Source organism: Pseudomonas sp. GZJR-8, assembly GCF_002916705.1.
GTDB classification, from domain to species: domain Bacteria; phylum Pseudomonadota; class Gammaproteobacteria; order Pseudomonadales; family Pseudomonadaceae; genus Aquipseudomonas; species Aquipseudomonas synxantha_A.
This window is the reverse complement of record NZ_JXSI01000011.1, coordinates 75,763-102,072: the sequence shown is the minus strand read 5'-3', so window position 1 is coordinate 102,072 and position 26,310 is coordinate 75,763. Positions and strand designations below refer to the sequence as shown.

Annotated in this window: 15 protein-coding genes; 3 read left to right on the top strand and 12 right to left on the bottom strand. The window is 58.6% G+C overall.

The window, feature by feature from the left end; translation table 11 throughout:
* Positions 1-277: 277 nt before the first annotated feature.
* Entirely contained in the window at positions 278-5,374 is a 5,097-nt protein-coding gene (locus tag TK42_RS20450; protein ID WP_256584617.1) for a dermonecrotic toxin domain-containing protein, read from the top strand.
* A 55-nt stretch (positions 5,375-5,429) separates the two neighbouring features.
* Here TK42_RS20450 and TK42_RS20445 read toward each other — a convergent pair whose 3' ends face one another.
* Complete coding sequence (locus tag TK42_RS20445; protein WP_103734986.1) at positions 5,430-7,805, bottom strand: RND family transporter; 2,376 nt, start codon at positions 7,803-7,805, stop codon at positions 5,430-5,432.
* A 16-nt stretch (positions 7,806-7,821) separates the two neighbouring features.
* Entirely contained in the window at positions 7,822-8,862 is a 1,041-nt protein-coding gene (locus TK42_RS20440; protein ID WP_103734985.1) for a YCF48-related protein, read from the bottom strand.
* A 297-nt stretch (positions 8,863-9,159) separates the two neighbouring features.
* Here TK42_RS20440 and TK42_RS20435 point away from each other — a divergent pair, with 297 nt between their 5' ends.
* Complete coding sequence (locus tag TK42_RS20435; RefSeq protein WP_103734984.1) at positions 9,160-10,275, top strand: Gfo/Idh/MocA family protein; 1,116 nt, start codon at positions 9,160-9,162, stop codon at positions 10,273-10,275.
* Positions 10,276-10,655: 380 nt separating this feature from the next.
* On the top strand, positions 10,656-12,656 hold the full coding sequence (locus TK42_RS20430; RefSeq protein ID WP_103734983.1) for a M10 family metallopeptidase C-terminal domain-containing protein: 2,001 nt from the start codon (positions 10,656-10,658) through the stop codon (positions 12,654-12,656).
* A gap of 26 nt (positions 12,657-12,682) precedes the next feature.
* Here TK42_RS20430 and TK42_RS20425 read toward each other — a convergent pair whose 3' ends face one another.
* From TK42_RS20425 to TK42_RS20380, 10 genes are all read right to left on the bottom strand, one after another.
* Complete coding sequence (locus TK42_RS20425) at positions 12,683-14,386, bottom strand: AMP-binding protein (RefSeq protein WP_103734982.1); 1,704 nt, start codon at positions 14,384-14,386, stop codon at positions 12,683-12,685.
* Between the two features lie 31 nt (positions 14,387-14,417).
* A complete protein-coding gene (locus TK42_RS20420) occupies positions 14,418-15,716 on the bottom strand; it encodes an acetyl-CoA C-acetyltransferase (RefSeq protein ID WP_103734981.1) in 1,299 nt (432 codons plus the stop codon).
* Complete coding sequence (locus TK42_RS20415; RefSeq protein ID WP_103734980.1) at positions 15,716-16,603, bottom strand: MaoC/PaaZ C-terminal domain-containing protein; 888 nt, start codon at positions 16,601-16,603, stop codon at positions 15,716-15,718. The genes TK42_RS20420 and TK42_RS20415 overlap by 1 nt, the downstream gene beginning before the upstream one ends.
* Positions 16,604-16,607: 4 nt before the next feature.
* Positions 16,608-17,951 carry a 3-oxoacyl-ACP reductase gene (locus TK42_RS20410; RefSeq protein WP_103734979.1) on the bottom strand — a complete coding sequence of 448 codons (1,344 nt, stop codon included), beginning with the start codon at positions 17,949-17,951 and terminating at the stop codon, positions 16,608-16,610.
* Positions 17,952-18,030: 79 nt separating this feature from the next.
* Positions 18,031-20,556: an acyl-CoA dehydrogenase gene (locus TK42_RS20405; protein ID WP_103734978.1), complete on the bottom strand. Its 2,526-nt coding sequence runs from the start codon at positions 20,554-20,556 to the stop codon at positions 18,031-18,033.
* Between the two features lie 229 nt (positions 20,557-20,785).
* Positions 20,786-22,237 (bottom strand): outer membrane protein transport protein, encoded by a 1,452-nt coding sequence (locus TK42_RS20400; RefSeq protein WP_103734977.1) that lies wholly within the window; start codon positions 22,235-22,237, stop codon positions 20,786-20,788.
* A 120-nt stretch (positions 22,238-22,357) separates the two neighbouring features.
* Positions 22,358-22,861, bottom strand: coding sequence for an alkane oxidation protein activator PraB (gene praB / locus TK42_RS20395; RefSeq protein WP_032880810.1), 504 nt, complete (start codon positions 22,859-22,861; stop codon positions 22,358-22,360).
* Positions 22,862-22,995: 134 nt separating this feature from the next.
* Complete coding sequence (gene praA / locus TK42_RS20390; protein WP_078821199.1) at positions 22,996-23,490, bottom strand: alkane oxidation protein activator PraA; 495 nt, start codon at positions 23,488-23,490, stop codon at positions 22,996-22,998.
* A gap of 125 nt (positions 23,491-23,615) precedes the next feature.
* Positions 23,616-24,896, bottom strand: a complete 1,281-nt coding sequence (locus tag TK42_RS20385) for an alkane 1-monooxygenase (RefSeq protein ID WP_103734976.1) — start codon at positions 24,894-24,896, stop codon at positions 23,616-23,618.
* A gap of 307 nt (positions 24,897-25,203) precedes the next feature.
* A complete protein-coding gene (locus TK42_RS20380) occupies positions 25,204-26,202 on the bottom strand; it encodes an alpha/beta fold hydrolase (RefSeq protein ID WP_032881324.1) in 999 nt (332 codons plus the stop codon).
* Between the last annotated feature and the right edge of the window lie 108 nt (positions 26,203-26,310).

Sequence of the window (26,310 nt, the reverse complement as noted above, 5' to 3'; positions counted from 1 at the left end):
GAGGAAAGACCTCATGATAGGCCAAATTGTTGCATCGGCCTAAACGCTGCGTTCAACCATCGGGGGCGTTCACATGCCGCCATAATTACTCCCCCCTACGTCGGCCTGCGCATTATCAGCTTTTGCCGCTGATACAGCGTTGCCGGAAACAGCTGATTACTCATTGTTCATTTGACGGTTAAGCACCGGTCGTTAATTTTCGCTCGCCTGTTCGCTTTAGGCGTTCAGGGTCAAATCGCTACGCCGAGCAAGATCTCAACGACAAGGAAGCTACACGATGATCCATGGAAACCACCCTTCACGACTTTCCGACTACACCTTGAGCCCCGTACCGCTCCCCCCCGTTATCCACAAGTCGGGGAAAGTGCTCGAAATACCCCCTGGCAGCCACTCCGAGGCGTCGCTCCAAACGGACCACGATCAATCACTGCGCAGATCCCGGCGCGATACCAGCGTCCATTACGAAACATCGCCGGGGTCGTCATCGCTCAGATCCGGCTTGAGCTTTGTGCCGCTAAGCCCAACGCCGACCGCTACGGTCTCAACGCCGCAGCCCGCTGCCGACATCACAGCCAATACGGTTGCACACCAGTTCGCTGGCCGGCCCACGTTGCGCTCAGTGGTGTCGAACCTGCTCAGCGACGCCATCAAAAACCTGTATCCCACCCTGGCGTTTGACCCTCGATACACAGCGTTGGCCGAACCCATTTCCAACAATCCCCCCCAGTACTGCTTGACCCCTTTGCTGGACGTAGCACTCAAGCACCTGACCCGCGACGGCGAGCTGGACTTTACCGATAAACACTCACTGGCCTGCACGCTGATTGATCAAGCCACGGGCCATATGCTCAAACCGGGGCCCTTGGCGGGAGCGCTGGTGCCGGGCATCGATATGCAAGCCATCGAATTGATCATCCGCAGCCTGCGAACCACTCTCAAAAGCGGTTTCGAACAAGCGCTGGTTCGCCACTTCAACGGCAACGCCTATAACACCCAGGACATCCCCAATCTTGAGACAAACCGTTGGCGATGGCTGAGCGACACACTCAGGGACACCCTGCGAACCGCCGCATTGAAACAACCCGGGCTCACCGACACGCAACGCGAGACTCTCGATCAGCTCGCCACCTACCCGGATCAAGTGCACCGCCAAGCCGCAAAAGGCAACGCAGCGGCCAAGGTATTTATCCTCGACACCACCGTAAGCCATGGCGCCAGCAATTCAGCTCAACTGAGCCCGGATCTGTTGATCACACGAGAAGTCGACGGCCGTACGCAAGTGCTGCATACAACCCCCGCTGGAGTCGTCACACCGTATGACTCATTGCAAGCATTCGGCGAAGCCTGGGGGAGAAACCTGGAGAAAGTGTTTGTTTTCGACAGCCTGAATTGGAAGCGCCAGGAAATCGATACAAACATTTTTGATACACAAGCGGCGCTCATCCTCAATGCCATGGTGGAAAACGTCGCATCCATTGAGCTCCCAACGTCGGGCACGCCTGATCAACTGGAGCAGGCCTTCTTCCGTGCAAGCGACCCGAGCCCCTGGTTCACCGGAGCCTATGCTGCAAATGCGGCCGAGCTTGGGCGGCTGCGCGATAATTTGCCAGGCTGGCTCAAAAACGCCAGCGAAGCAGATCGTGACACTTACCGGCGTCACTCGTTGACACTGGCCAGCAGCGTACAACGTAACAACGGCCGGACGTTTCTCGACGGCATTCCCGATATCCGCACCTACGCCCAGCAGCAACTGGACGAGCAATTGTCCGGTAAGGGCTACACGGCAAAGGATGTGGAGGTGGTGTTCAAGGTCGCCGTGGGTAATCTGGGCAGCGGCTACATCGAGCGGGTGAAGATGAGCCTGGTGGATATGGCTCTGAACAATCTCGCCGGCTTGCCCAAGGGCGAGATGGAAGTCCATCTGCGTGGGCAACCGAGCAGCGACCCGCAAATGCCGCAGATGCTCAAGAACCTGATCAGCAGCGTGGATATCGGTCGCCACTACCCACAACTGCTCAATCGCGAACTGCTCAGCGAGACCCAGCAATCCCGGGACCGGGCAGCGCGTTTTGTCGAGCAGGTACCGATCCAGCTCGCCATGCAGGCGCTGGAGCTCAAGCTCAAGGGCGAAGCCGGCATGAGCGCCCAGGGTTACCGCTTTATTGAAGCACTCACCCAGCCCGGTGCGGGCAGCAAACAGGTGGACGGACAGGAGATTACCGTGCGCCCCCTGGCATTTGTGCGCAAACCAGGGGCAACGCCAGACGTTGTCGACAACATGTTCATCATCGAACCAGTGGCCGGCACCAGCGGCCCACATATTCTCTATCGTGCGCAACTGAAGCCCGCGTTGCTGGAGTTTGCAAGCCGCGACGCGCTGCTGGAAGCCATCCGCCAGCCGGGTGCGTTGCAAGACAGCGTGCTGGCCTGGTTGAAGGATGACAAGGTCAGAGCAGTGTATGGCAATGGCGGTTTTCGCACCCCCAATATTGCACGCTTCACCGTATTCAATGAGTTCGACCCACCCACCACGCCCAAGCCCACCACCCTCGCCGTCGACGGCTATGCTGAGGCCACCACGCTACGCCAGGACCAGCTCAACGGTGGCCTATTCACGCATTGGTTCCGATCCAACGCCAACAGCCTCGTCACCCTGGCGGAAGGCCAATCCACCTCCGACGCTGAAAGCCGCTGGGCCTCGCACAAGGAACTCGGTTGGCTGCTGTTCAACACGTTGCTGCCGGTATTGCGCGGGCCGGGGGCTATGGCGGGCTGGTTACTGCAATTGGCCAACAGCGAAGAAGACATCAAGCGGCTCTCCACATCAAACGACCCGGACCCGACTTCGGCGGTGATCGACCTGCTGATCAATTTGGGCATGACGCTGACCCATGCTCCGACCGGCGAACCTGGCAAACCAGCGCAGTCCTTTGAACACTTCGAGCAGGACGCCCATTCCGACAGCCGCGGTCCGCGCCCTCGCGACAGCAATCAGCCGATAGTACGCCAGGCTGTGATCCGTCAGGACCCGACACCTCCCTCCTCCGGCAATTTTGGCGACAACGGTATGGCCATCGATATCCGCTTATCCAGCCCGCGTGGATTGACGCCAAGCCTGCTTGCACACATAGACTCGTTCAAAGTAACGGCTCCGACCGCCCCTGGATTGCCCATCGCCGAAGGCATCAAAAAAGGTCTGTACCAAGTGAACGATAAGCTGTATGCCAACATCGACAATCACTGGTATCGCGTAGCGACCGACCTGGATGGCCCGTACGTTATTGATGAACAGAACAAGGCACGTACGGCACCGCCAATACAACGCGATGCCCAGGGTCGTTGGCATTTTGACGTGGCACCCAAGCTCAAGGGAGGCATGCCAAAAAACGAGAGCCCGCAGGATATGGTCAAAAAAAACCTGCTAGCGCAGAAGCAAGCAAAGGCGAACTTTCAGCGCAGCACGCGGGAATTGACCAAAGTGGTAGAAGCCCATACAAGCGCACTCAAAGAAATCCAAACCAGCCTCTCCGACTACGAGACCGCTCGAAAAAAACTCAAGACGCTTCGCAACCTATCCAGGAGTGAGGGTTCGGCACAGCGATTTCTTGCGCCCTATCTAGAACAGTACGAGGCCTCCGAGCGGCTCGAGAGCAACCTGGACCAGCAACTTCAGGCGCTCAAGCCGCTGACACAAACCCTAAAGGTGGCTGGCGAAAAAGCCATTGAAATCATTGCACCCAAAAAATTCGGCGGGGTCGACGACCTGTCCAAATTCAAAGAGGACCGCTCAGAGGTGTACGAAAAAGTCCTGCACGCCCTGACTGAAATAGATGACGTTTACACGAAGCTGGCCAACGACGCCCGCCACGTTGGAGTGAACGGCGCCTCGCTGGAGGAGTTGATACGGCAGTCCAATAACGACTCCGAGATCGCTTACGATGAATTGATGGAAGTGTCCGAAATGGCCTATCACGCTACTGAAAACCTATTGGCGTCGAAGCAGGCGGTCAGTGACACATTTGATCAGTGGAAGAACGACTCCCCCTTCGGTAATAAAAAAGCCGAGGAGTACATCAAAGAGCGTTACACCTCCCCTCCCGCCGCCAGAATACTGACATCAAAACTGAATAGGATGTCGTTCCTCAAATTACTAACCACGACATGGTCTGCCCGCAGCGCAGGGGCAACTGACCACCTGCAGATGAAGCGTTTCCTGGCAGAATCCCTGAAAACCGAAATAGTCGCTTTTAATGATCTGCACCAATACACCGGCTACACCTTGAGCGAACGCAATGCCGCGCTGACTACCATTATCACTAAATACAAACAGGTATTGAGCGACAGCCTCCTTATGCAGGAGGAGCACCCAGAGCTCTTTCGGGCGCAATACCACCAGCGTTTCACCGAGGTACTCAATAAGCTCATCGCCGAAGCGGAAGCCGAGTTGGTCCAGGTCGTCGAAGAAGAGCAGTTTCTAATTCCAAAAGCGCCCCCACGCAGCGACCAACGGGCCAAACCGAGTAATCAACGCGTATTCAAGACTGAAGACAATGAGACCTTGATCGGCACCCTGCGCGCTCCGGAACCGGGCCAGACCTTTGACATTGTCGATGTGATAGACCCACAAAGCGGCCAACCCGTGGCGAGTTACAGCGAACACGCGAATGATCGTGGGTGGGTGAAGATCATCCGTGGGCAGCCCACACCTCCCCGCCTTGCCTCCCCCCCGAGGTCCCTGGCGAACTATAAGAGCGAGGCACAAAAGCTGATGAGTGACGCGGCGAAAGAGGAGCAGTCAATTCTTTTCCAGAAACGCAAACTTAACGATCCGGCGCGGCGCGATACTGTTACCCCCAAGGATTGGAACGATATGCTAGAACCGCTGGCCAATAAACTCAGGGAGACAGCGGATCAAGCCGAAGCCAGCCATAGAGCCAGACCGGAAACCGCCGACTTAGTTGCACAATGGAGGGCCGCCGCAGATGAGCTGCTGCAAAAGGCCCGTCAACACGCCGCAGACGGCTTTCTGGTTCAGCCGCCGACAGCGGAAAATGTCGACTTCTTGTGGACCCATCGCTTTGTCGATATCAACCTGGTAAAGCGGGACTTCCAATTAAAGCCAAACGACTTTCTCACCGAGTACCAAGTTCGCAAAAAAGGCGAAGTCGAACCGTTGTGGTATGCCCACTTCCACTATCCGCAGAAAGGCTGGAAGCGAGCCGACCACAACGCTGCGCATCTGAAAATCCCATCCCAACGCTACAAGACCCAAAAGGACTTGATTAGAGAAGCAGGAAACAATGGCGTCGTGGAGAAAATAACCAAAGCCAGTATTACAGCCCCGCTGGACCAGAAGCTCTTTCTGGAGCTGTGAGGCTGATCAACTGACGCTCTGCAAAAAGCCGCACAGTGCGGCTTTTTGCATTGGCTTAATGCGCAAACAACGAATTGCCCTTCTGCCCCGCCAGTTTCTCAGGCTTGATCAGGAACCGCGCGAGTGCGGGTAGTAGCCACAACGCGCCGAACATGTTCCACAACAACATGAAGGTCAGCATCAAGCCCATGTCGGCCTGGAACTTGATGGCCGAAAAGATCCAGGTACACACACCAATGGCCAGGCACAGGCCGGTGAACAGCACAGCTTTACCGGTGGACTTCAACGTCTGGTAGTACGCCTCTTGCAGCGGCAAACCTGCACGCAGGAAACTTTCCAGACGGCTGTAGATGTAGATACCGTAGTCCACGCCAATCCCCACACCAAGGGCCACCACCGGCAAGGTCGCAACCTTGACGCCAATACCCATGAACGCCATCAGCGCGTTACCCAGCACCGAGGTCAGCACCAGCGGCAGCACAATGCACAAAGTCGCCGCCCAGGACCGGAAGGTGATCATGCACATGGTCGCCACACACAGGTACACCAGGATCAGGATGATCAGTTCCGACTCCTTGATCACTTCGTTGGTGGCGGCTTCGATCCCTGCGTTACCAGCAGCGAGGATGAACTCCAGGCCGTCCTTGTTGTTTTCCTTGGCGAAGTCCTGCACAGCGTGCACCGCACGGTCGAGGGTTTCGGCCTTGTGATCGTTGAGGAACACCAGCACCGGCGCCAGGGAACAGTTGTTGTTGTACAGGCCATCGGCACGGGCGATGGAGTTGTTCAGTACGTCAGGGTTACGCGACAGGGTTTCCCATTTCAGGTTGCCCTCGTTCATGCCTTTGATCATTTGTTTGGATACGGTCACCAACGAGATCGCCGACTGCACACCCTCGGTGTTCTGCATCTTCCACATCAACTGGTCGATGGGCGCCATGGCTTCATAGCGCGAGCAGCCTTCGGCACGGGTCTTGACCATCACTACCAGCACGTCGGAGCTGGTGGAGTAGTTGCTGATGATGAAGTTGTTATCTTTGTTGTAGCGCGAGTCCGGGCGCAGTTCCGGTGCGCCTTGGTCGAGGTCGCCGATCTTCAGGTTCTGGCTGTACCACAGGCCGCCGCCAAAGGCGACCAAGGCCAGGAAAATCGAGACCGGCGCGACTTTCGGGCTGGCGAATTTGGACAGCAGGCGCCAGAACGCATGTTCGCGGTTCGCGTCTTTCTTGCTCTTGGCGATGGCGCGCTTGCTTATCCCTACATAGGAAATCGCTACCGGCAATAGGATCAGGTTGGTGAACACGATCACCGCCACGCCGATCGACGCGCCGATGGCCAGTTCACGGATCACGCCGATATCAATGATCAGCAGGGTAATAAAGCCGACCGCATCCGCGAGAATCGCGATCATTCCCGGCAGGAACAGTTGCCGGAAGGTACGGCGCGCAGCCGTCAGGGCGTTGTCGGCCTCACCGGACTGCAGGGCGATACCGTTGATCTTCTGTACGCCGTGGGAAATACCGATGGCGAAGATCAGGAACGGTACCAGCATCGAGTAGGGATCCAGCCCGAAACCGGCGGCATGCATCAGGCCCAACTGCCATACCACCGCCACCAATGTGGTGCTCAACACCGCGATGGTGCTGCGCAGGCAGTTGGTGAACCACAGCAACAGGATCAGGGTGATGCCAAAGGCCACGCCAAAGAACAGCACCACCATGATCAGGCCGTCAATCAGGTCTCCGACTTTCTTGGCAAAGCCGACAATGTGGATTTTTACATTAGGGTTTTGCGCCTCGAACTTGTTGCGGATCTTGTCCTCAAGCTCGTGGGAAAACTTCTGGTAGTCCAGGGCCAGTAGCTTGCCCTGGTCCTGCGGGTCCGGGTAGGACTCCAGCAACGGGATATCGACAATGCTCGACTTGAAATCGTTAGCCACCAAACGCCCGACCTGGCCGGACTTGAGCACGTTGTTGCGCAGTTGGTCGAGGCTTTGCGGCGAGCCGTTGTAGCTCTGCGGGATCACTTCACCGCCGGCAAAGCCTTCTTCGGTCACTTCGGTCCAGCGCACGCTGGGGCTCCACAGCGACTTGAGGCCCGAACGATCGACGCCAGAGATGTAGAACACCTCGTCATTGATCTGACGCAGGGTCTCCATATAGTCCTTGGTGAAGATATCCCCATCCTTGGCCTCCACCGAAATGCGCACGGTGTTGCCCAGGTTGGCCAGGTCGTTGCGGTGCTCCATCATCTTTTCGATGAAGGGGTGCTTGAGGGGGATCATCTTTTCAAAGCTGGTAGACGGGCGAATCAACGTCGCCTGCCAGAACAGGAAAATACTCACCAGCAGGCAGATGACGATCACCGCCGGGCGATTGTTAAAAATCAGGCGCTCAAGAAAGGTCGCTTTATCGTTGTGATGACTGCTCATGCGTTCCCCGCCCTTCTTATTGTTTTACGAGTTCGGCGCCGGCTGGCGTGGCGACACGAACGCCACCCTGCCCCACCAGAATCAAGTTGCCATTGCCTGCGGCTGTGACTGCCGAGAGTGAAATCCGGTCCGGGCGATTGAACACGCTGAACGTCTGGCCGTCGTCATGGCTGACCACCACGCTGCCACCGTTGCCGACGACGACGATGGCGCCATCATCAAGCAAGGTGGCGCCAGACAGGCCGAACTCAAGCGCACCGCGTGTGGCATTGAGTTCGACCTGTTCCCAGGTGCTGCCGAAATCCGTGGAGCGGTAGAGATTGCCGCGCAAGCCATAAGCCAGCAGGGTCTGCGGCTGCGCCGTACTGATCACGCCAAACAACGAGCCCTCGTAGGGGCCTTCGAGTTTCTCCCAGGTTTGGCCATCGTCGCTGGAGCGGAACATGCTGCCCTGTTCGCCGACGATAAACAGGCCGGCGTCCTTGATCCGGGCGATAGCGTTGAGGTGAAACTGGTCTTCGTTATCGAGGCGGTCACTGACGTCGGCCCAGGTGGTGCCGCCGTCGGTGGTTTCAATCAACGCACCGTAGGCGCCGACGGCCAGTCCGTGCTTGGCATCGTTGAACCACACATCGAGCAACGGCGCTTCACGCTTGAGGTCTTCATATTGCTGGGTCCACGTGGCGCCGCCATCGGAACTGGCAAGAATTTGCGCATCATGGCCGACAGCCCAGCCCTGTTGGTCATCGACGAAAAACACCGCCGTGAGCAGTTGCCGGGTGGGAACTTTGGCTTGGGTCCAGGTGTTGCCCTGGTCATCGGAATACAGGATATGCCCACGATCACCGACCGCCACCAGCCGCTTGCCGGCGTGAACCACATCGATCATCAAGCCTTTGGCGGCCTTGGGGGATTGAATCGCAAATACCGCGGCGGCGGAGGTATCGCTGGCGGCCAGTACGGGCGTAGACAACACCGCACCGGCAAGCAGCGAGAGCGCTGTGGCCAGCAACGCAACCCTGCGTGCGGCGCGTGGGCGGCAAACTACCCAACCCATGACAGGCTCACTCATAGACCTTTCTCCCATTTATTATTTTTAGGTCGGCTTATCTTCCAGGACGTTGAAACCTGCAATCTAGAGCGCCTGGAGTCAGCACGGGCCATCCTATCGGGCTTTGGAATCGTCTGACAATCGGCGCTACGTTATCTTTTGTTAACTGGCGGCGTTTGGCTACGGCTGAATAGGTTCATATCAACTGAAGTGATGAGTGAATTTTTATTCCAACTATTGATATTTGCGAATTTTTATTCCATTAATGCCATCCCTGAAAACAATAATCAAAGGACCACGGCTATGCGTGAACTCGGAATCGGCTTGATCGGCACAGGCTTCATGGGCCGTGCCCACGCGTTAGCGTTCAATAACGCGCGCACAGTGTTCGAGTTGCCGGTACAGCTAAAGCTTGCTGCCCTGGCCGATGCCGACACCGAGCGAGCCCAACGCTGCGCCACGGCCTGGGGGTTTGCCCAGGCCCATGGTGATTGGCAGGCGCTGATCGAGGACCCCAAGGTCGATGTCGTGGCCATCACCACCCCCAACCACCTGCACTACCCCATGGCCATGGCCGCGATTGCGGCGGGCAAAGCGGTGTATTGCGAGAAACCCCTGGCCATCAGCCTGGAGCAAGCCGATGCCATGCGCCGTGCAGCCAGCAACGCCGGGGTGGTGACGCGAGTGGGCTACAACTACCAGCACAACCCGATGATCGTGTTGGCGCGCCAGATGCTAGCCCGGGGTGAGCTGGGCCAGATCATCAGCTTCCAGGGTGAGTTCAGCGAAGACTTCATGGCCGATCCGGTCTCGCCGTGGTCGTGGCGTTGCGAAGTGGGACACGCCGGTGGTGCTCTGGCTGACCTGGGCAGCCATTTGCTGTCGATGGCGCGTTACCTGGTGGGCGATGTGGTCAGTGTGTGTGCCGATACCCAGACCGTGCATGCTCAGCGTCCCGCGACCCAAGGCAGCGCTGATTTGAAATCCATCGCCGTGGATGACCAGGTGCACACCCTGCTGCGCTTCGCCAACGGTGCGCGCGGCACGGTGAGCAGCAGCTGGCTCAAGCACGGCTACAAAAACCACCTGTGCTTTGAAATAAGCGGGACCAAAGGCACCTTGGCGTTCGATCAGGAGCGCTTGAATGAACTGCGCATGCACCGCGTCGGCCAGGACGGCTTTCAACGCGTGTTGGCAGGCCCTACGCTGCCCGGCTATGCGGCGTTCAGCCCGGCGGCGGGGCATCAGTTGGGCTACAACGAGCTGAAGACGCTGGAGGTGCAGGAATTGATCATGGCGCTGGCGGGGCAAGGTGCGGATGGCACGGACTTTGAGGCTGCATGGGAGGTAGAGCGATTGGCGACAGCGATTCGCGTGGCAGCCCTGGAGGAGCGCTGGGTCAAGGTCAGCGCACTTTAATCAATCACGGTGCAAATAATTAATCACGTCGCCCTGTCTACGGGCGACGTCACTCACTGTTGCATGTTCTTTGCACGCACTCAGTGCTTGTTTTCTAAATAACGAAAATATGAGAGCACGAGCCATTCAACGCCCATTCCATCTGACAAGATAACGCTCGCCCTTCGATTAACTATCTTGGCACCTCCCCCACAAAGTAATTATTCCGACAACACTTAGCACACTAGCAACATGATCACAGTTACCTAACAACACAATCATATATCGAAATACTGTACCCCTAGAGCAGCCTCCCAAAAGCGTCTAACTTACCCCCCGCCTTCAACATCAATTGCAAGCATGGCCAGCAACTAATACCCACTTACTCAAGGGTCTCAATCATGTCGTCGATTCGCGCTTACTGCCCGCCCGCAAAATCGCTCCCTGTAACAACCGAAACTTCCAACTTATCCGCTAGCAACTCACTCTCTTCCGATCCTCCCAATGAAGTTGCTAAAAGTCTCACTCGCAGCAACTATAAAATACAAGATCGCAATGGTGACGGACAACTCACTGTGTCCTATGCATTTACCGAATTCAGCGAGACCAAAAAGAGAGCATTCAGGCAGGCACTTCGGTCTTGGGAAGATGTTATAAAAGTCAATTTTGTCGAAAATGGCAAAAATGCTGACACTCACCTGTCAGTTCGGGAAGTCTCAGGTGGGGGCGGTGACGCTACGTTGCCAAATGCTTACGGCGCTCAGGACGTAAATATCGGAAAAAATGAAGGGGCCGGGCTGCATGCGGCAATGGTCCACGAGATCGGGCACACCTTGGGACTTGAGCATCCGGATCTTGACCTCCCTCAAAGCAGCGACGTCTATAGCACTATGAGTTATAACTTCAGCCTGTTTCGCCCCAATGAAAATAATAAAAACTCGTTCGTATCGGACTCTTCCCAAACCCCGATGATGCACGATATTGCCGGCGCTCATTTGCGATACAAGGCCAACGACGAAACCCGTAAAGGCAATACGACCTACGGTTTCAACTCCAACACAGAGCGCGACCACTACACGTTGACCTCCCCCAACGACTTGCCGTTCTTTTGTATCTGGGATAACGGCGGCGAAGACACTCTGGATTTTTCCGGATTCAAAAAAGATCAAAGGATCAACTTGAACGCGGGAAAAATCTCAGATGTCGGCGGCCGTCAGGGTAATGTATCAATCGCCAAGGGCGTTGTTATTGAAAATGCCATTGGCGGCTCGGGGCACGACGTGCTGATCGGCAATGATGCCAACAACCGCATGAGGGGAGGTGCTGGCGGCGACACGCTGACCGGTGGAGGTGGCGCAGATACGTTTGTATATAATAGTGTCAGCGACTCACCTGGTGAAAACCCCGATACACTCACAGACTTCACAAGTGGCATCGACAAGATTGACCTGTCAACCATGTTGAAAGATGCGGGCATCCAGAAACCCAAGCTTGTTGACTGGCACACGGGGAAGAAAGGCGAACTGACGCTGGACTACGATGAGAGTATCAAGCGCTACAGGCTGATCATGAATGTAACTGGCGACCCCTATTCCATGCTGGTGATCCTGAGTGAAAAGCCCATAAAGCCCACAGATATTTTGACGAATGCCACCCCAGTGGTGCTACCTGAATCAAAACCTACACGCCCTTCCGTTCCCGCTCCGGTACCCACGACGCCACCCCCGGTTACGCCTCCACTTGCGAAATCCACAGCCGCCGACACTGTCTACGGCTTCAACTCCAACACGGGCAAGCCCGAAACCAGCCTTACGTCTCCCACCGACAGGCCCGGTTTCAGCGTGCACGACAAACAAGGCAATGACACGCTGGACTTCTCTGGCTTCGCGCAAAACCAGCGAATCAACCTGACCCCGGATTCACGCTCCAGCGTGGGTGGTTTGACTAACAACGTGCACATCAGCGCCCAAACCCTTATCGAAAACGCGAAAGGCGGCACAGGCAACGATCGTATTACCGGAAACAGTGCGGACAACGTCCTGACTGGAGGTGGCGGAGCCGACATACTGACCGGCAACGGTGGCTCCAACACGTTTACTTATCATGCCGCCGGCGACTCCCCGCGCAACAACGCTGACTTGCTTATGGACTTCACCACAGGCCAAGACAAAATCGACTTGAGCAGCCTGAGCGAAAATTCGCAAGTCCAACTCAACTACGTCAGTCAGTACAGCGGACAACCGGGCGATACCATCCTGACATTCAACCCAAAAACCAATAGGTACTTCCTCGGTGTCGATTTGACGGGAAATGGCAAGACTGATTTCTTGATCAAAAGCATCCGACCGATCCACAGCCAGGATGTCATTGGTCTCAATTTCCCCGAAGATGGTTACCTCTGACGATTGGCCAGCCCCGGTAAACCGAGTCAGCGCAATGCGCGCCGCAGTACCTTGCCAACCGTCGTCTTGGGCAGCTCGGTACTGCGGAACTCCACATACCGGGGCACCTTGTACCCCGTCAGGTATTCCCGGCAATGCGCAAGAATCTGCTCCTGGGTCAGGGCCGGATCCTTGCGCACCACGATGATCTTGACCTTCTCCCCACTCACGGCATCTTCCACACCGATCGCCGCCACTTCCGCGACACCCGGGTGCATCGCCACCACGTCCTCGATTTCATTGGGGTACACATTGAAACCCGAGACCAGGATCATGTCCTTCTTGCGGTCCACCAGGCGGATATAGCCGCGCGCGTCCATCACCCCGATATCACCGGTGGACAACCAACCGTCGGCATCCAATACCTCAGCGGTTTCCTTGGGCCGCTTCCAGTAGCCCTGCATCACTTGCGGGCCGCGTACTTGCAGCTCGCCTTGCTCGCCGATGTCAGCCAGCTCGCCGTCTTCGCGCATGAAACGCACCCAGGTCGACGGCAACGGCACACCGATGCTGCCGGTAAATTCCATCTCGCGCATACGCGAAATATCGATAGGGCTGATGCTCACCACCGGCGAACACTCGGTCAGCCCGTAGCCTTCGATGATCGGCAGCCCGGTCACCTCCTTCCAGCGCTTGGCCACCGCGGTGTGGGTGGCCATACCGCCGGCGATCACCAGGCGCAGGTCGGAAAAATCCCGCGAGCAAAATTCCTTGTTCTCCAGCAAGCCATTAAACAGCGTGTTAACCCCGGCAATCCCGTTGAAGCGCTCCTTGCGCAGGATCATCTGCACCCGCTTCACGTCCCTCGGGTTGGCGATGAGGATATTGCGCCCGCCCAGGCACATGAACATCAGGCAATTCACGGTCAGCGAAAAGATGTGGTAAAGCGGCAGCAGGGTCACATTGGTTTCCTGCTTCTGCTGGTCCAGTTGGTCGCCGACCCAGGCCTTGGCTTGCAGCAGGTTGGCAATGATATTGCGATGGCTGAGCATCACGCCCTTGGCATCGCCGGTAGTGCCGCCGGTGTACTGCAGGAAGGCCAGTTCATCGCGATCCAATGCAACCGGCAAGTGGTGCAACCCCCTGCCCTGTTCAAGCACCTGCTTGAAGCGCAGCGCGCCGGGCAGCTTGAAAGCCGGCACCTGCTTCTGCACGCGGCGCAGGATAAAGTTCATCGCCGCGCCCTTGAAGGTCCCCAGCAAATCACCGATAGCCGCGAGCACCACGCGCTTGACGCTGCTGCCGGCCATGGCTTTTTCCAGGGTGTGGGCGAAGTTCTCGAAGATCACCACGGTTTCGGCGCCGCTGTCCTTAAGCAAGTGCTTGAGTTCATGGGCGGTGTACAACGGGTTGACGTTGACCACCACGGCACCGGCCAGGATCGTGCCCAATAGGCAGATCGGGTATTGCAAGCAGTTGGGCATCATCAGCGCCACGCGGTCGCCCTTCTTTACGCCCTGGCCCTGTAACCAAGCGGCAAAGGCGATGCCCTGAACCCGCCAGTCGGCGTAGGTCATTTCGGTGCCGATGCTGACGTAGGCCACCCGCTCGCTGAATTTTTCCAGATGCTCCAGGAACACTTCACGCAGCGACGGATACTCCTCGATCCCGGTCTCGATATCGGCTGGAACGCCGGGCAGGTAAGTGTTCAACCAGATACGTTCGGTGTGTTCCAGGCTGATAGCGTTCATGGCAGTGTCCTTATTGTTGTTTTTAAAAGCGTTACTTTTCGACGATGGCGGTAATGCCCAATCCACCCGCCGCACAGATCGAGATCAGGCCGCGGCCACCACCGCGTTCATGGATCGCCTTGGCCAGCGCCGCCAATTGCCGACCGCCAGTGGCCGCGAACGGATGGCCGCAGCCCAGTGAGCCACCGTTGACGTTCATCTTGCTGCGCTCGATGGTGCCCAAGGGCGTCTCAAGGCCGAGCCGCTCGCGGCAATATTCAGGGTCTTCCCACGCTTTGAGCGTACACAGCACCTGGGCGGCAAACGCTTCGTGTATCTCGAATAAATCAAAGTCGGCAAAACTCAAGCCTTCCCGTTGCAACATGCGCGGCACGGCGTAGGCCGGTGCCATCAGCAGGCCCTCGGTGCCGTCGACAAAATTTACCGCCGCCGTCTCACCCGTGCGCAAGTAGGCCAGCACCGGCCAGCCATTGGCGGTGGCCCATTCTTCACTGGCAAGCAGCACCACCGAAGCGCCATCGGTCAAGGGCGTGGAGTTGCCGGCAGTGAGGGTGCCGTTCTGGCGGTCGAATACCGGCGACAGGCCCGCCAGTTTATCCAGGCTGATATCGGCACGCAGGTTATTGTCGCGGGCCAGGCCGCGATGGGGGCTGATCAGGTCGTCGAAAAAACCGCGGTTGTAGGCCGCGTCCAATCGTTGGTGGCTGGTAAGGGTCAACTCGTCCTGGGCCAGGCGCTTGATCTGCCAGCGCTTGGCCATTTCTTCGCAGTGCTCGCCCATGGACAGCCCCGTACGCGGCTCGCCATTGCGCGGCAGCAGCGGCTTGAACAACATCGACGGGCGCACGTTGAGGAGTTGCTTGAGCTTGTCGCCCATGCCCTTGGCGCGATTGGCCGCAAGCAAGGTATGGCGCAAGGATTCGTTGATGCCAATAGGCGCGTCGGAGGTCGTGTCGGCGCCACCGGCAATGCCGACTTCGATCTGGCCTAGAGCAATTTTATTCGCCACCAGCAGCGCAGCTTCAAGCCCGGTGCCGCAGGCTTGCTGCACATCATAGGCCGGGGTTTGCGGCGACAGTGTGGTGGACAACAGCGCTTCACGGGCCAGGTTGAAATCCCGCGAATGCTTGATCACTGCCCCGGCGGCAAATTCGCCCAGGCGTTGGCCATGCAGGTTGTAACGGTCGACCAGGCCCTGGAGAGCGGCGACCAGCAGATCCTGGTTGCTGTCATGGGCATACACCGTGTTGGAGCGAGCAAACGGAATGCGATTGCCGCCGATAATCGCCACGCGGCGAGTTGGCGCCGGGTTGAAGCTGTAGTCACTCATCACTGGTTCTCTTTCCAAATAAACAGCCCGCGCATATGGGGTTTGTCCCCGGCGAAATTGCGCACTTCGAACTCACGGCGTGGGCCAGTCACCGGGTGGCTCCACAGGGCGACCTGGCCAGGCAGGAAAATCGGCAACTTGAAATCGCAATGCGCTTGCGCCTGCTCCAGGCCACCGGGCGGTTGTTGCGCCGCCAATGCACGGCCCAGCGTCCACATGCCATGGGCGATGGCACGGCGAAAACCAAAAAGCCTGGCCCCAATGACCGAGGTGTGAATCGGATTGAAATCCCCCGAGACCTTGGCAAAGCGTCGCCCCAGGTCGGCGGGAAGCACCCAGCGCTGGGTGCGCAACAAGCCTTCCTCCTGCAATGGCAATGGGTCATTCCATGGCTCACCCACGGGGTTGTTGACGTTACGGCGCAGGTACAGGCTGTCGCTTTCCCACACCAGCGCGCCCGCACTGAAGGCACGGGTGGCGATGCTCAGTGCCTGCCCCTTGGGATGCGCGACCCAGCGCTCGCAGTACACCTCCACGCGCAACGCCTGGCCCTGGTGCAGGCGCTGGTGCTGACGAATACGATTGGCCAGATGCACCATGCCGCTGGCCGGGTACGGAAAGCTTGGCCGGGTCAGCAGCATCAAGTGCAAGGGGAAGGACAATACATGGGGGTAGGACAGCGGCACGCCCTGTTCGGGACGAAAGCCACAGGCCCGTGCGTAAGCGGCGATACCCGCGGGGGAAAGCGCCACTGCAGAGCGCACCAGGCACGCCGTGGGTAACTGCGGCGCACCGTCGAGCTTGGGCTTGCGCATAGCACGCATACCGTCGAGCAGCAGCTGCGTGCGCGACGGCGGCGGGTCGATAATCTGCGTCACATAGTCCATCGCTTCAGGCTCCCAACAGGCTTTGGCCACACACTCGCACGACCTGGCCATTCACTCCGCCCGACGCAGGATGAGCGAGCCAGGCGATAGTCTCGGCCACATCAATGGGCTGCCCGCCCTGAGACAATGAATTCATGCGCCGCCCCGCCTCACGGATCATCAACGGGATCTTCGCGGTCATCTGGGTCTCGATAAAGCCGGGCGCCACCGCATTCACTGTGACCTGCCGGGCCGCCGCACGCGGTGCCAGACCTTGCACCAGGCCAATCACGCCCGCCTTGGAGGTGGCATAGTTGCTTTGCCCCAGGTTGCCGGCAATCCCTGAGATCGACGACACGCAGATGATGCGCCCACCGGCGTTGATGCCCTGGTTGTCGAGCAAGGCTTCACTGAGCTGCAACGGTGCCTGCAGGTTGACCGCCATCACGCTGCGCCAGGCGGCTTCGGTCATCTTGGCGATGGTCTTGTCACGGGTGATCCCGGCGTTGTGCACCACCACATCAAAGCCACCGTATTGGCTGACATGGGCTTGCAACAGCGCGGCGGTGTCGGCGGCGGTGATGTCCAGGGGCAAGGCCGACCCGCCGACGCTGGCGGCGGCCTGTTGCAAGGCTTGCTGGGCCTGGGGCACGTCTACGCACACCACATGGGCGCCGTCACGCGCCAGCACCTGGGCGATAGCCAGGCCGATGCCTCGGGAAGCACCGGTGACCAAGGCACGGCGACCGGCGAAGGGTTTGTCCCAATTGACGGTGGTGTTGCCATCCACAGGTCTTTCCAGGCGCACCACCTGCCCCGAGACATAGGCAGAGCGGCGTGAGAGGAAGAAGCGCAAACTGCTGTCCAATGCCTCCTCGGCACCCGGCGCCACATACAACAATTGTACGGTGATCGCCCGACGCAGCTCCTTGGCCAGCGAGCGCACCAAGCCCTCGAGGGCGCGTTGGGCGATGGCCTGGGGCAAGTCCTTGCTGTGTTCCGGCGCAGTGCCGAGCACCACCACTCGGCCATGTTGACCGAGGCGCTTGGCGTTGGCGTGGAAGAACAGGTAGAGCTCGTCCAACTGTTGCAGATCGACCACGCCACTGGCATCAAACACTGCGCCTTGCACCTTGACCGTGGACGGCGCCTTGAGGGTTGCCGCCGTGGCGGCGACGGTGTCGGTGGCGCTGAAAATACGCTGCACCGACGCCGCCAGGCGCCCTGCCCCGGCGATGATCACCGGGTTGGCCAGCCCGGCCTGGCCGCTGCGATGACGCTGCAGCGCCAAGGGTTGCGGCAAGCCAATAGCCTGGGCCAGGTGACGGCCCCAGGGGGAGTTGACGAATGAAAGGTAGTTGTCACTCATGGTAAGCACTCACTCACGCCACACATTTGCCTTGTAAACCCAATCAAATGTGGGAGGGGGCAAGCCCCCTCCCACACTGTCAATTCACCGGGGCGTTTTCGCTTTGGCTGCTGCGCCGTTTGGCGGCCGGTTCGAGCGCCTGCTTGCGCTGCTGCAACGCCTCCAGCAAACCAAAATCCTGGGGGAAGTCATCCACCTGGATACCGTGATCGGCGTATTCCACGTAGCGGCCCAGCAAGGCGTCCTCGTCGTCGCTGATCAAGTCCAGCGCCCGCGCCTTGACGCGCCATTCGGTAAAGGCCGTGGCCGAAATCGGCAGCGGGCCAAGCAAACCTTGCTTGATGGCGGGTTTAAGCCGAGCCTCGATCGACTCCACCTGTGGCAGTAAACGAAAGCCCAATTCGCCGTAGGCCAGCTTGTCGATTTCCGGGCGCGGTATGTAGGAATTGGCCAGCAAGCGGTCGCGGGTTTCCCCTGGGGTTTGCACCACATCGGCCACTTGCGCCAACAGACGATCCGACGGTTTGTGCAGGGGAATGCCAAACGGAAAACTCAACGCGCGCACCACCCTCGCCGCTGGTTTCGACGGGTAGTTGTCGAGCACTTCGGCCAAGGCTTCATGGGCGCGCAGCAACGCGTCCTGCGCCGCCCAATGCACCAGCGGCAGATCTGCCTGGGGCCGGCCGTCGTCCTCGAAACGCTTGAGCACGCACGACAGGATGTACAGCTGCGACAGAATATCCCCCAAACGCCCGGTGATACTTTCCTTGCGCTTGAGGGCACCCCCAAGCACGCCCATGGAAATGTCCGAGATCAACGCCAGCACCACCGACAGCCGATTGGCCTGACGGTAGTAGGACGCCAGCGCCGGGTCGGTCTTGGCAGGCGCGGCAAGCAGGCGCCCGCCAGTCAGGGAATGCACCGCTGCGCGGACGGTGTTGGCCAGTACAAAACTCACATGGCCGAACATCGCGCTGTCGAAGTCTTCCAGCGCCTTGCGCCGGTCCGGGTTGCGCGCCGCTTCCATTTCGCGCAACACATAGGGGTGGCAACGAATCAGGCCCTGACCAAAGATGATCAGGCAGCGGGTCATGATGTTGGCGCCTTCCACCGTAATGGCGATGGGGCTTTGCTGATAGGCACGGGCGAGGAAGTTATTGGGCCCCATGCAGATACCCTTGCCGGCGACAATGTCCATGCCGTCGTTGACGATGAGGCGCGCGCGCTCAGTGACGTGGTATTTGGCAATGGCTGAGATCACTGAAGGTTTCTCGCCGGCATCCAGGGACGCTACCGATACCTTGCGCACCGCATCGCAGGCATACAGGTGCCCGGCCATGCGCGCCAACGGAGCCTGCACCCCTTCGAACTTGCCGATTGGCAAGCCGAACTGCTTGCGCATCGCCGCATAGGCTGTAGTGCCGCGCACGGCGACCTTGCCCAGGCCAACGTTAGCCGAAGGCAGGGAAATCGCCCGGCCCGCGGCCAGGCACTCCATCAACATGCGCCAGCCGTTACCGACTTGTTCACGGCCGCCAATCACCCACTCCAGTGGAATGAATACGTCCTTGCCGGTGGTAGGACCGTTCTGGAACACCGCATTCAGCGGCCAGTGACGACGACCGCTGTTCACCCCTGGATGAGAAGTCGGGATCAGCGCACAGGTAATACCCAGGGAACCGGCCGCGCCCAGCAGGCCGTCCGGGTCTTCGGCGCGAAATGCCAGGCCCAATACCGTGGCAATCGGGCCAAGGGTGATGTAACGCTTGTCCCAGGTCACTTTGAAACCCAGCACTTCTTCGCCTTCGTGCAGACCTTTGCAGACAATGCCCAGGTCCGGGATCGCACCCGCGTCAGAGCCGGCATACGGGCTGGTCAAGGCAAAACACGGGATGTCTTCGCCCCGCGCCAGGCGCGGCAGGTAGTAATTGCGCTGGGCGTCGGTGCCGTAATGCAGCAGCAATTCGGCCGGGCCCAGGGAGTTGGGCACCATCACCGAAATCGCCGCCGCCGAGCAGCGAGTCGACAGCTTCATCACCACCTGGGAGTGGGCGTAGTGGGAGAAGCCTTTGCCTCCGTACTGCTTGGGAATAATCATGCCGAGGAACCCGGCGTCCTTGGTGTATTGCCAGCCTTCGGGGGACATGTCCTGCCAGACTTGGGTGGTTTCCCAGTCGTTGGCAATGTCGCACAGGGTTTCGACCTCATTGTCGAGAAAGGCTTGCTCCTCCGCACTCAGGCTGGCCGGCGCGGCTTGCAACAGGCGCTGCCAGTTGGGCTTGCCGCTGAACAGCTCGGCATCCCACCACACAGTGCCGGACTCGATGGCCGCACGCTCGGTGTCGGACATCGCCGGCATGATCGTGCGAAACAGGCCTAGGGCCTTGCTGGTCAACAGCGTGCGGCGCAGGGGTTTGAGCGCCAGCACCAGGGCCGGCAACACCACCAGTACCGCCGCGACGGCGGTGCCCAGGCCGGCCACGACGTTGAACAGGTAACCCGCTGCCAGCCAAACCAGGCCAGTGACCAGCCACAGGGTAGCGGCGGCTTGTCGATACGCCAGGGCAATCGCTGCTGCGAAACCCACCAATAACCAGATAAGCATAGGGATACCTCTACTTGATTCGAGATGTGGCCAAAGCACAGGCAGGTCGAGCTGCGCGGCGGCGTAAAACCACACTACAAACTTGAATGACTAAATTCAAATTTTGTTTTGAAATTTTTATTTAGTCATTGAGCGCAATAATTTGAGGCCGAACGAAGGCCTCAAAACAGTTATCAAAATCGTTGAGCAGCGAGCACCAGATGCTCTGGTACTCGCTGTCAGGGTGGGCTCAGAACTTGTACGTGGCTGACAGGCTGACAATATCGCCTGAGGACTCGGCCTTGCCGTCAAGCCTGCCACCGCCCAGTCGGTCTACGTTCTGGGTCTTGATGTTGACCTTCTCGACAAATTGATGCGAGTACGCGGCGTCCAGAGTCAAGCCAGGAACGGCTTTGATATCGTAGCCCGCACCCAAAGAGAGAAAATAACGGTCACCGTCAGGAATACGCGGATCGCGCGTCGAATTGCGGGTTGGCGTTTGGTCATAGGCCACACCAGCGCGCAAGGTCAGCTCGTCCGTTGCCTTGAAATCTCCCCCCACCGAGTACATCCACGCATCTTTGTAGTTATAGGGAATGGCGACGATAGTCGAACCCTGAGACTTGAGCGTGAGGTCCTTGAAGGACGACCACTGGGTCCACATGGCGCTGACACCCAAGGTCCAGCGGTCGTTGAACTGGTGCACCCAGTCGAGCGCCGCGGTGGCTGGAATATCCAACTGAGTACTGGCATGGGCGCCACCGGGGTACAGCGTCAGGCCCGGATAAGCCGTTTCGACCAGCGTCTTGCCGTTACCGAAGATCGTATCGTCAGTCATCAGGCCATTGTTCAAGGCATCAGCCCGGACGCTGTATTTGCCTGTCAGCTTGTTTTTGATTTTGGCGTGATAGTTAAGGCCCAGCGAGTCTCGATCAGTCGGCTTCCAGACAACACCGGTAAACCAGCCAGTGGAGATGTTATCGACCTTCACCCGCATCAGCGCGGTGCCGACGCCCGCCGGAAATGCCCCGTTACCCAAGCCTGGTGAGACTGACGCGGCCGAAAACAGGTCAACATTCTGGCTGACGAAGCCTTGACTGCGCTGAACGATAAGGCCCCCCCCGATGGAGAAGTCGTCACGCACCTTGAAGGATAAGGAGCCCGTCAGACCGACGGTCTCGATTTTGGTGTCCACGGCGAAGTCGCGAAACTTGGAGTTTTCATTCCAGGTGGTGCGCATACCTTGCGGCACGACCTGACTGAGGCCGAATGCAAAGCGGTCACCGATTGGAATAACGAGGAAGCCGGTAGGCAACCAGGCGGTGAAACCACCCTGGCCGCCATCGTTGTTATTGAGTGCTGCAGTGCTGGGGTCAAAGCTGCCATCAGGCATTACCGCCGTATTACTGACCGGGTTACCGGTGTAATCATAGGCTTGGCCGCTGTATTTGATTTTGACCCGAGCATAGTCAACGGTCTGTTGAACCACGGACTGGTCGACGAACGCCATGGCCGCCGGGTTGTTGTAGGCAGAGCTTGGATCATTCTTGAACAGAGAGCCGCCGCCGAATGCCCGGCCCCAGCCTGGAGCACCATAAGTCGGCGTGGAGAAACCACCCGCCTGCACGGGCGCAGTCGTCATCAAGCCTCCCAATATTGCCAGCCCCAGCAGTGTTTGAGCCTGTTGTTTCTTACTGATCATGCGGCACTCCTTATTATTATGCGCTCCCGGCATGGCCGGCTTTCCACGTCAGCCGGCACCTCTGGCGAGGTACCGGCCTTTCAGCGGGTGATCAACCCTTTATCCAGCAACAAGCAGCCGTTATGGATTGACGGTCAGGCCAGCAGCAGTGGTGGTCAGCGAGACCACGTTGCAGCCACCGCTCAGAGCCTGGTTGGCAGCCGTAAGCGTGTGAGTCGCAGCATTCCAGGCCACGCTGATAGTGGATGGACCGCAGTCGGTACCTGGGATTACGATGGTCTTTTTAATGGTGTAACCAACGTTCTCTACTTGGCCGGTAGTGCCCGACAAGGCCGTCAGCTTCCAGCCTGGCGACGGGATGCTTTTCAAGGTGGGCAATGCACACAGGCCACCGCCGGTCAGCGAGGCATTGTTGATAGTCGCAACGCCGCCGCTGACATTGCCGCTGAAGGTAATGCCACAGGTCACAGAGCCCCCGAACGACGACGGTGACTGCACCACGATGGAGCCTGCGGTCGTGGTGAAAGGGCCTTCCGGGCTGATTGAAGCCGCACTGGCCATCGAAGCAGCACCCATGCAAACAGCCAGGGCAGTCAACGACACGAGAGTTTTCAAGCTTTTCATTGTTTTTCCTCACATGTTATGGCGATTCATTTCGCCAGGGGTAATGGCCATGATCGAGAGGTCACGGTGAAACTGCAGAACTTCCCTTTCCAGCCAAATTTCAATGCATTTACCGCTGCAACAGTTGGAACGGTTTATTCGACCACTTTGAAGTTGGGCGGCATCTTGATGGATACCGTGTTGATCTTGCAGTCTTCGCCAATAGCAACATTGGCGGCTTCCAACTTGCCGGTGGCGTTATCCCAAGTACCGTCGGCGGTTGAAGGGCCGCACTTGCCGCCCAGGCCAAAGGCGTGCACATCGACGCTGATCCTGGACATCGAGCCACTCTTTGTATCTTTGGCGACCAGCACCCAAGGCAAATTGATCGCTTCGACACGGCTGCATTTGAGGCCACCGTCAAACTCGACTTTATCGACATTCACCGATGAGCCATCGGCCGCGACCTTGCCGGCCACCTTGATCGTGCAGTCGGCGCTGATCAGCTTGCCTTTGGAAAAGCTGATGGGCCCTTGAGCCGTGAAGGCACTGCCGGCAGGTTCGATACGGGCAGCCTGGGCCTGGTGATAAACAATCAGGCCCATCGCTGCCAGCAGGATATGGGCGGTGAACTTGGCAGAACTTTGCATGGTGTACGTCCTTCCCTTGAAATTATTTTTGTAGGGTCAAACCACGTTCTTGCACCTGATACTGGGGGCGACAAGGACCTGCGCGATACACAGATCCCGAGTACGCACGTACTGCTTACTTCATTTCAAAACGGCTTGGCGCTGTTGCTGTACTTCTCCAGATACTTCAAACGCTGTGACGGTTGAAGATTGGTCAGGGTGATATCCCCGGCATAATGATTGAGTACCCGATGGTCCATACGACGTCGCCACAGGTAAGGCACATAGGCCCAGACAATCATGCTCGCGTAACCATACGGAAGTTGCGGTGACTCATCGAAGTGGCGCAACGACTGATAACTGCGCGTGGGGTTGGCATGGTGATCGGAATGCCGCTGAAGTTGGAACAGGAAGATATTGGTGACAATCCGGTTACTGTTCCATGAATGGCGCGGCGAGCAGCGTTCGTAACGGCCATTGGGCAACTTCTGGCGCTTGAGGCCGTAATGCTCGACGTAGTTCACCACCTCCAGCAACGAGAACCCGTAGACGCCCTGGATGATCAGGAACGGAATCACCGCCGCGCCCAACCAGGCAATCATCGCGCCCCACAACACCACGCTGTACATCCAGGCACTGAGCACGGCGTTCTTCCAGTGCAAGGCCGGCAAACCGAGTTTGCGCAGGCGTTCGCGCTCCAGGTTCCAGGCCGACACGGCGCTGAACCACACCGAACGCGGCAGGAATGCCCAAAAACTTTCCCCCAGCCGCGAACTGGCGGGATCTTCCGGGGTGGCGACCCGAACGTGATGGCCGCGGTTATGTTCGGTGTAGAAGTGCCCGTAGAACGTCGGCGCCAGGGTGACCTTGGCCAGGAACACTTCCAGGGGCTTGGGTTTGTGCCCCAGTTCATGGGCGGTGTTGATCGCGATGCCCGTGGCAGCGCCGGTGGACATTGCCATACCCAGGTAAGTGAACACGCTGATGTGGCCATGCAGTTCAGTGCGTGCGGTGACGAATGCAGCAGCCTTGGCCAGCCAGCTCGACGGCTCAAGTGTGGCCGTGGCGTTCAGCAGGCCGCCGTTGATGATCCAGTCGATGCCACCGGCGGCCAGCCAGCCGGTGATAATCACTGAAGAGATCACAAACAGCACGCCGGTGTAGACGATCCAGCGATAGTAACGTTGGGATTCAAGGTTGCTGACGGCAGATTCAGGCGGGTTGCTGACATCTTCGCCGAGCAGGCCGTCGATCAGGGGGATCAAGCCGAAGATCACCAGCACACCCACCCACCACAATTGCTGTACGCCGGTGCCGATCGCCAGGGCGCCAGAGAGCAAGGGGGTTGCCAGTGGCATGATGCCGAGCCACCACAGGTGGCGCTTTGCGTCGGTCCAGACGTGCGGGGCGGCCAGGGTCTGATTCATGGCAACCTCCGTACACATCCGGTGTGCATTGGGGCAGCAAACAGGTTTACGGAGCGCTGACTGCCCCGAGAAATCAACCATGCGATAAAAGGCGTTTTTTTCATTATTTTATTCGCTCTTAGGCATTTCAAAAATAATTTCAAATTACACATTGAAATAATTTTTTAAATAAATAGCGCGGAATCGTTAGGTCGTCAACTAGTTTCTCCCGCCCTTTTTACCGTGACCGGGCAGTCTCTTTTTCAGCCGTCTGGTCAGGTGTCTAGGACAGGCATCAACGCCTTTGAACCGCGAGTCGGGTGCACCCTTATCTACTCGCCAGAGCCTTGGGAGGGTGCAACAGCCGGATGCCTGCCCCGGGCCTGACGCGCTTGGCGACCTGCTCCACCAGCGCCACCACTCGCTCTGTCGCGGTGATCGGCAACATATGCCCACAGCCTTCGACCACTTGCATTTTCAGCCCTGGCACCTTGCTCGCCAGGGCCTGGCCGTGTTTCTGAAAGTCGAGCACCTTGTCGCGGGTGCCATAGATCAGCCCGATGGGCAAGGTCAGTTGCGGGTAGCGCTTGACCATGTCGGGCAGGTGGTCGTTGACCCGGTTGATTTCGGTGGACGCGGCATAGAAGTTGTCTGGACGCATGCCCAGCAGCCCGCCGCCCCGGGTGGCGAAGTCCGGCGGTGCGGCATCGGGGCCGAAGACGCCTTTGACCACTGCATTTTTACTCAGCAGGCCAACGGGCATCGTCAGGGTGTGGGCCATCCAGCGTCGCAGCCAGGCCGGGCGCACCGATAATGACAGGAACACCAGCGGCAACATGCGTTGCGGGTGAGTCAAAGGCGCTACCAGTACCAACCCGGATACCGCATGGGGATGGTCGAGGGCCAGCGCCAGAGCAACCGCGCCACCCAGGGAATGGCCCAGCACCAACGGCTTGCCCAGGTCGAGCGTGTCGATAAAGGCCGCGATTTGTCGGGCCTGACCCGGTAAGTCTGCGGCCGTGCCACTGTGTCGGCTGGAATAGCCTGACCCCGGCCGGTCGAGGGTGATCACGCGAAAATGCTCTCGCAACTGACCGGACAAGGCATACGTGAGGTTACGGCTGCTGCCCATCAGCCCGTGGATCATCACCAGCGGCGGGCCCTTGCCCTCTTCGACATAATGAAAGCGCTCGCCATCCACCTCGACGAAACGCCCGTTGATCGGAACCCGCGCTTCAATGCGCCGCGTCATCCAGGCACTCAAGCCCCATAACGCCGCGCTGGCGCCGGCCAGCACACCCGCAGCGACAACCCATTCCACAGCCATAGCTCGGTCCTCTGCTTCCCTGCTGCTGGCGACCCGACCGGAATTGATCAGGGCCTCAGCCATCGTCCACCCCTTGGACCTGGACGCCCTGCATACCACGCTCGTCCG

What these genes read in the sequence shown, in the direction of transcription:
- TK42_RS20450 (WP_256584617.1), top strand. Translation starts at nt 278, where the DNA reads ATGATCCATGGAAACCACCCTTCACGACTTTCCGACTACACCTTGAGC.
- TK42_RS20445 (WP_103734986.1), bottom strand. Translation starts at nt 7,805, where the DNA reads ATGAGCAGTCATCACAACGATAAAGCGACCTTTCTTGAGCGCCTGATT.
- TK42_RS20440 (WP_103734985.1), bottom strand. Translation starts at nt 8,862, where the DNA reads ATGGGTTGGGTAGTTTGCCGCCCACGCGCCGCACGCAGGGTTGCGTTG.
- TK42_RS20435 (WP_103734984.1), top strand. Translation starts at nt 9,160, where the DNA reads ATGCGTGAACTCGGAATCGGCTTGATCGGCACAGGCTTCATGGGCCGT.
- TK42_RS20430 (WP_103734983.1), top strand. Translation starts at nt 10,656, where the DNA reads ATGTCGTCGATTCGCGCTTACTGCCCGCCCGCAAAATCGCTCCCTGTA.
- TK42_RS20425 (WP_103734982.1), bottom strand. Translation starts at nt 14,386, where the DNA reads ATGAACGCTATCAGCCTGGAACACACCGAACGTATCTGGTTGAACACT.
- TK42_RS20420 (WP_103734981.1), bottom strand. Translation starts at nt 15,716, where the DNA reads ATGAGTGACTACAGCTTCAACCCGGCGCCAACTCGCCGCGTGGCGATT.
- TK42_RS20415 (WP_103734980.1), bottom strand. Translation starts at nt 16,603, where the DNA reads ATGGACTATGTGACGCAGATTATCGACCCGCCGCCGTCGCGCACGCAG.
- TK42_RS20410 (WP_103734979.1), bottom strand. Translation starts at nt 17,951, where the DNA reads ATGAGTGACAACTACCTTTCATTCGTCAACTCCCCCTGGGGCCGTCAC.
- TK42_RS20405 (WP_103734978.1), bottom strand. Translation starts at nt 20,556, where the DNA reads ATGCTTATCTGGTTATTGGTGGGTTTCGCAGCAGCGATTGCCCTGGCG.
- TK42_RS20400 (WP_103734977.1), bottom strand. Translation starts at nt 22,237, where the DNA reads ATGATCAGTAAGAAACAACAGGCTCAAACACTGCTGGGGCTGGCAATA.
- praB (WP_032880810.1), bottom strand. Translation starts at nt 22,861, where the DNA reads ATGAAAAGCTTGAAAACTCTCGTGTCGTTGACTGCCCTGGCTGTTTGC.
- praA (WP_078821199.1), bottom strand. Translation starts at nt 23,490, where the DNA reads ATGCAAAGTTCTGCCAAGTTCACCGCCCATATCCTGCTGGCAGCGATG.
- TK42_RS20385 (WP_103734976.1), bottom strand. Translation starts at nt 24,896, where the DNA reads ATGAATCAGACCCTGGCCGCCCCGCACGTCTGGACCGACGCAAAGCGC.
- TK42_RS20380 (WP_032881324.1), bottom strand. Translation starts at nt 26,202, where the DNA reads ATGGCTGTGGAATGGGTTGTCGCTGCGGGTGTGCTGGCCGGCGCCAGC.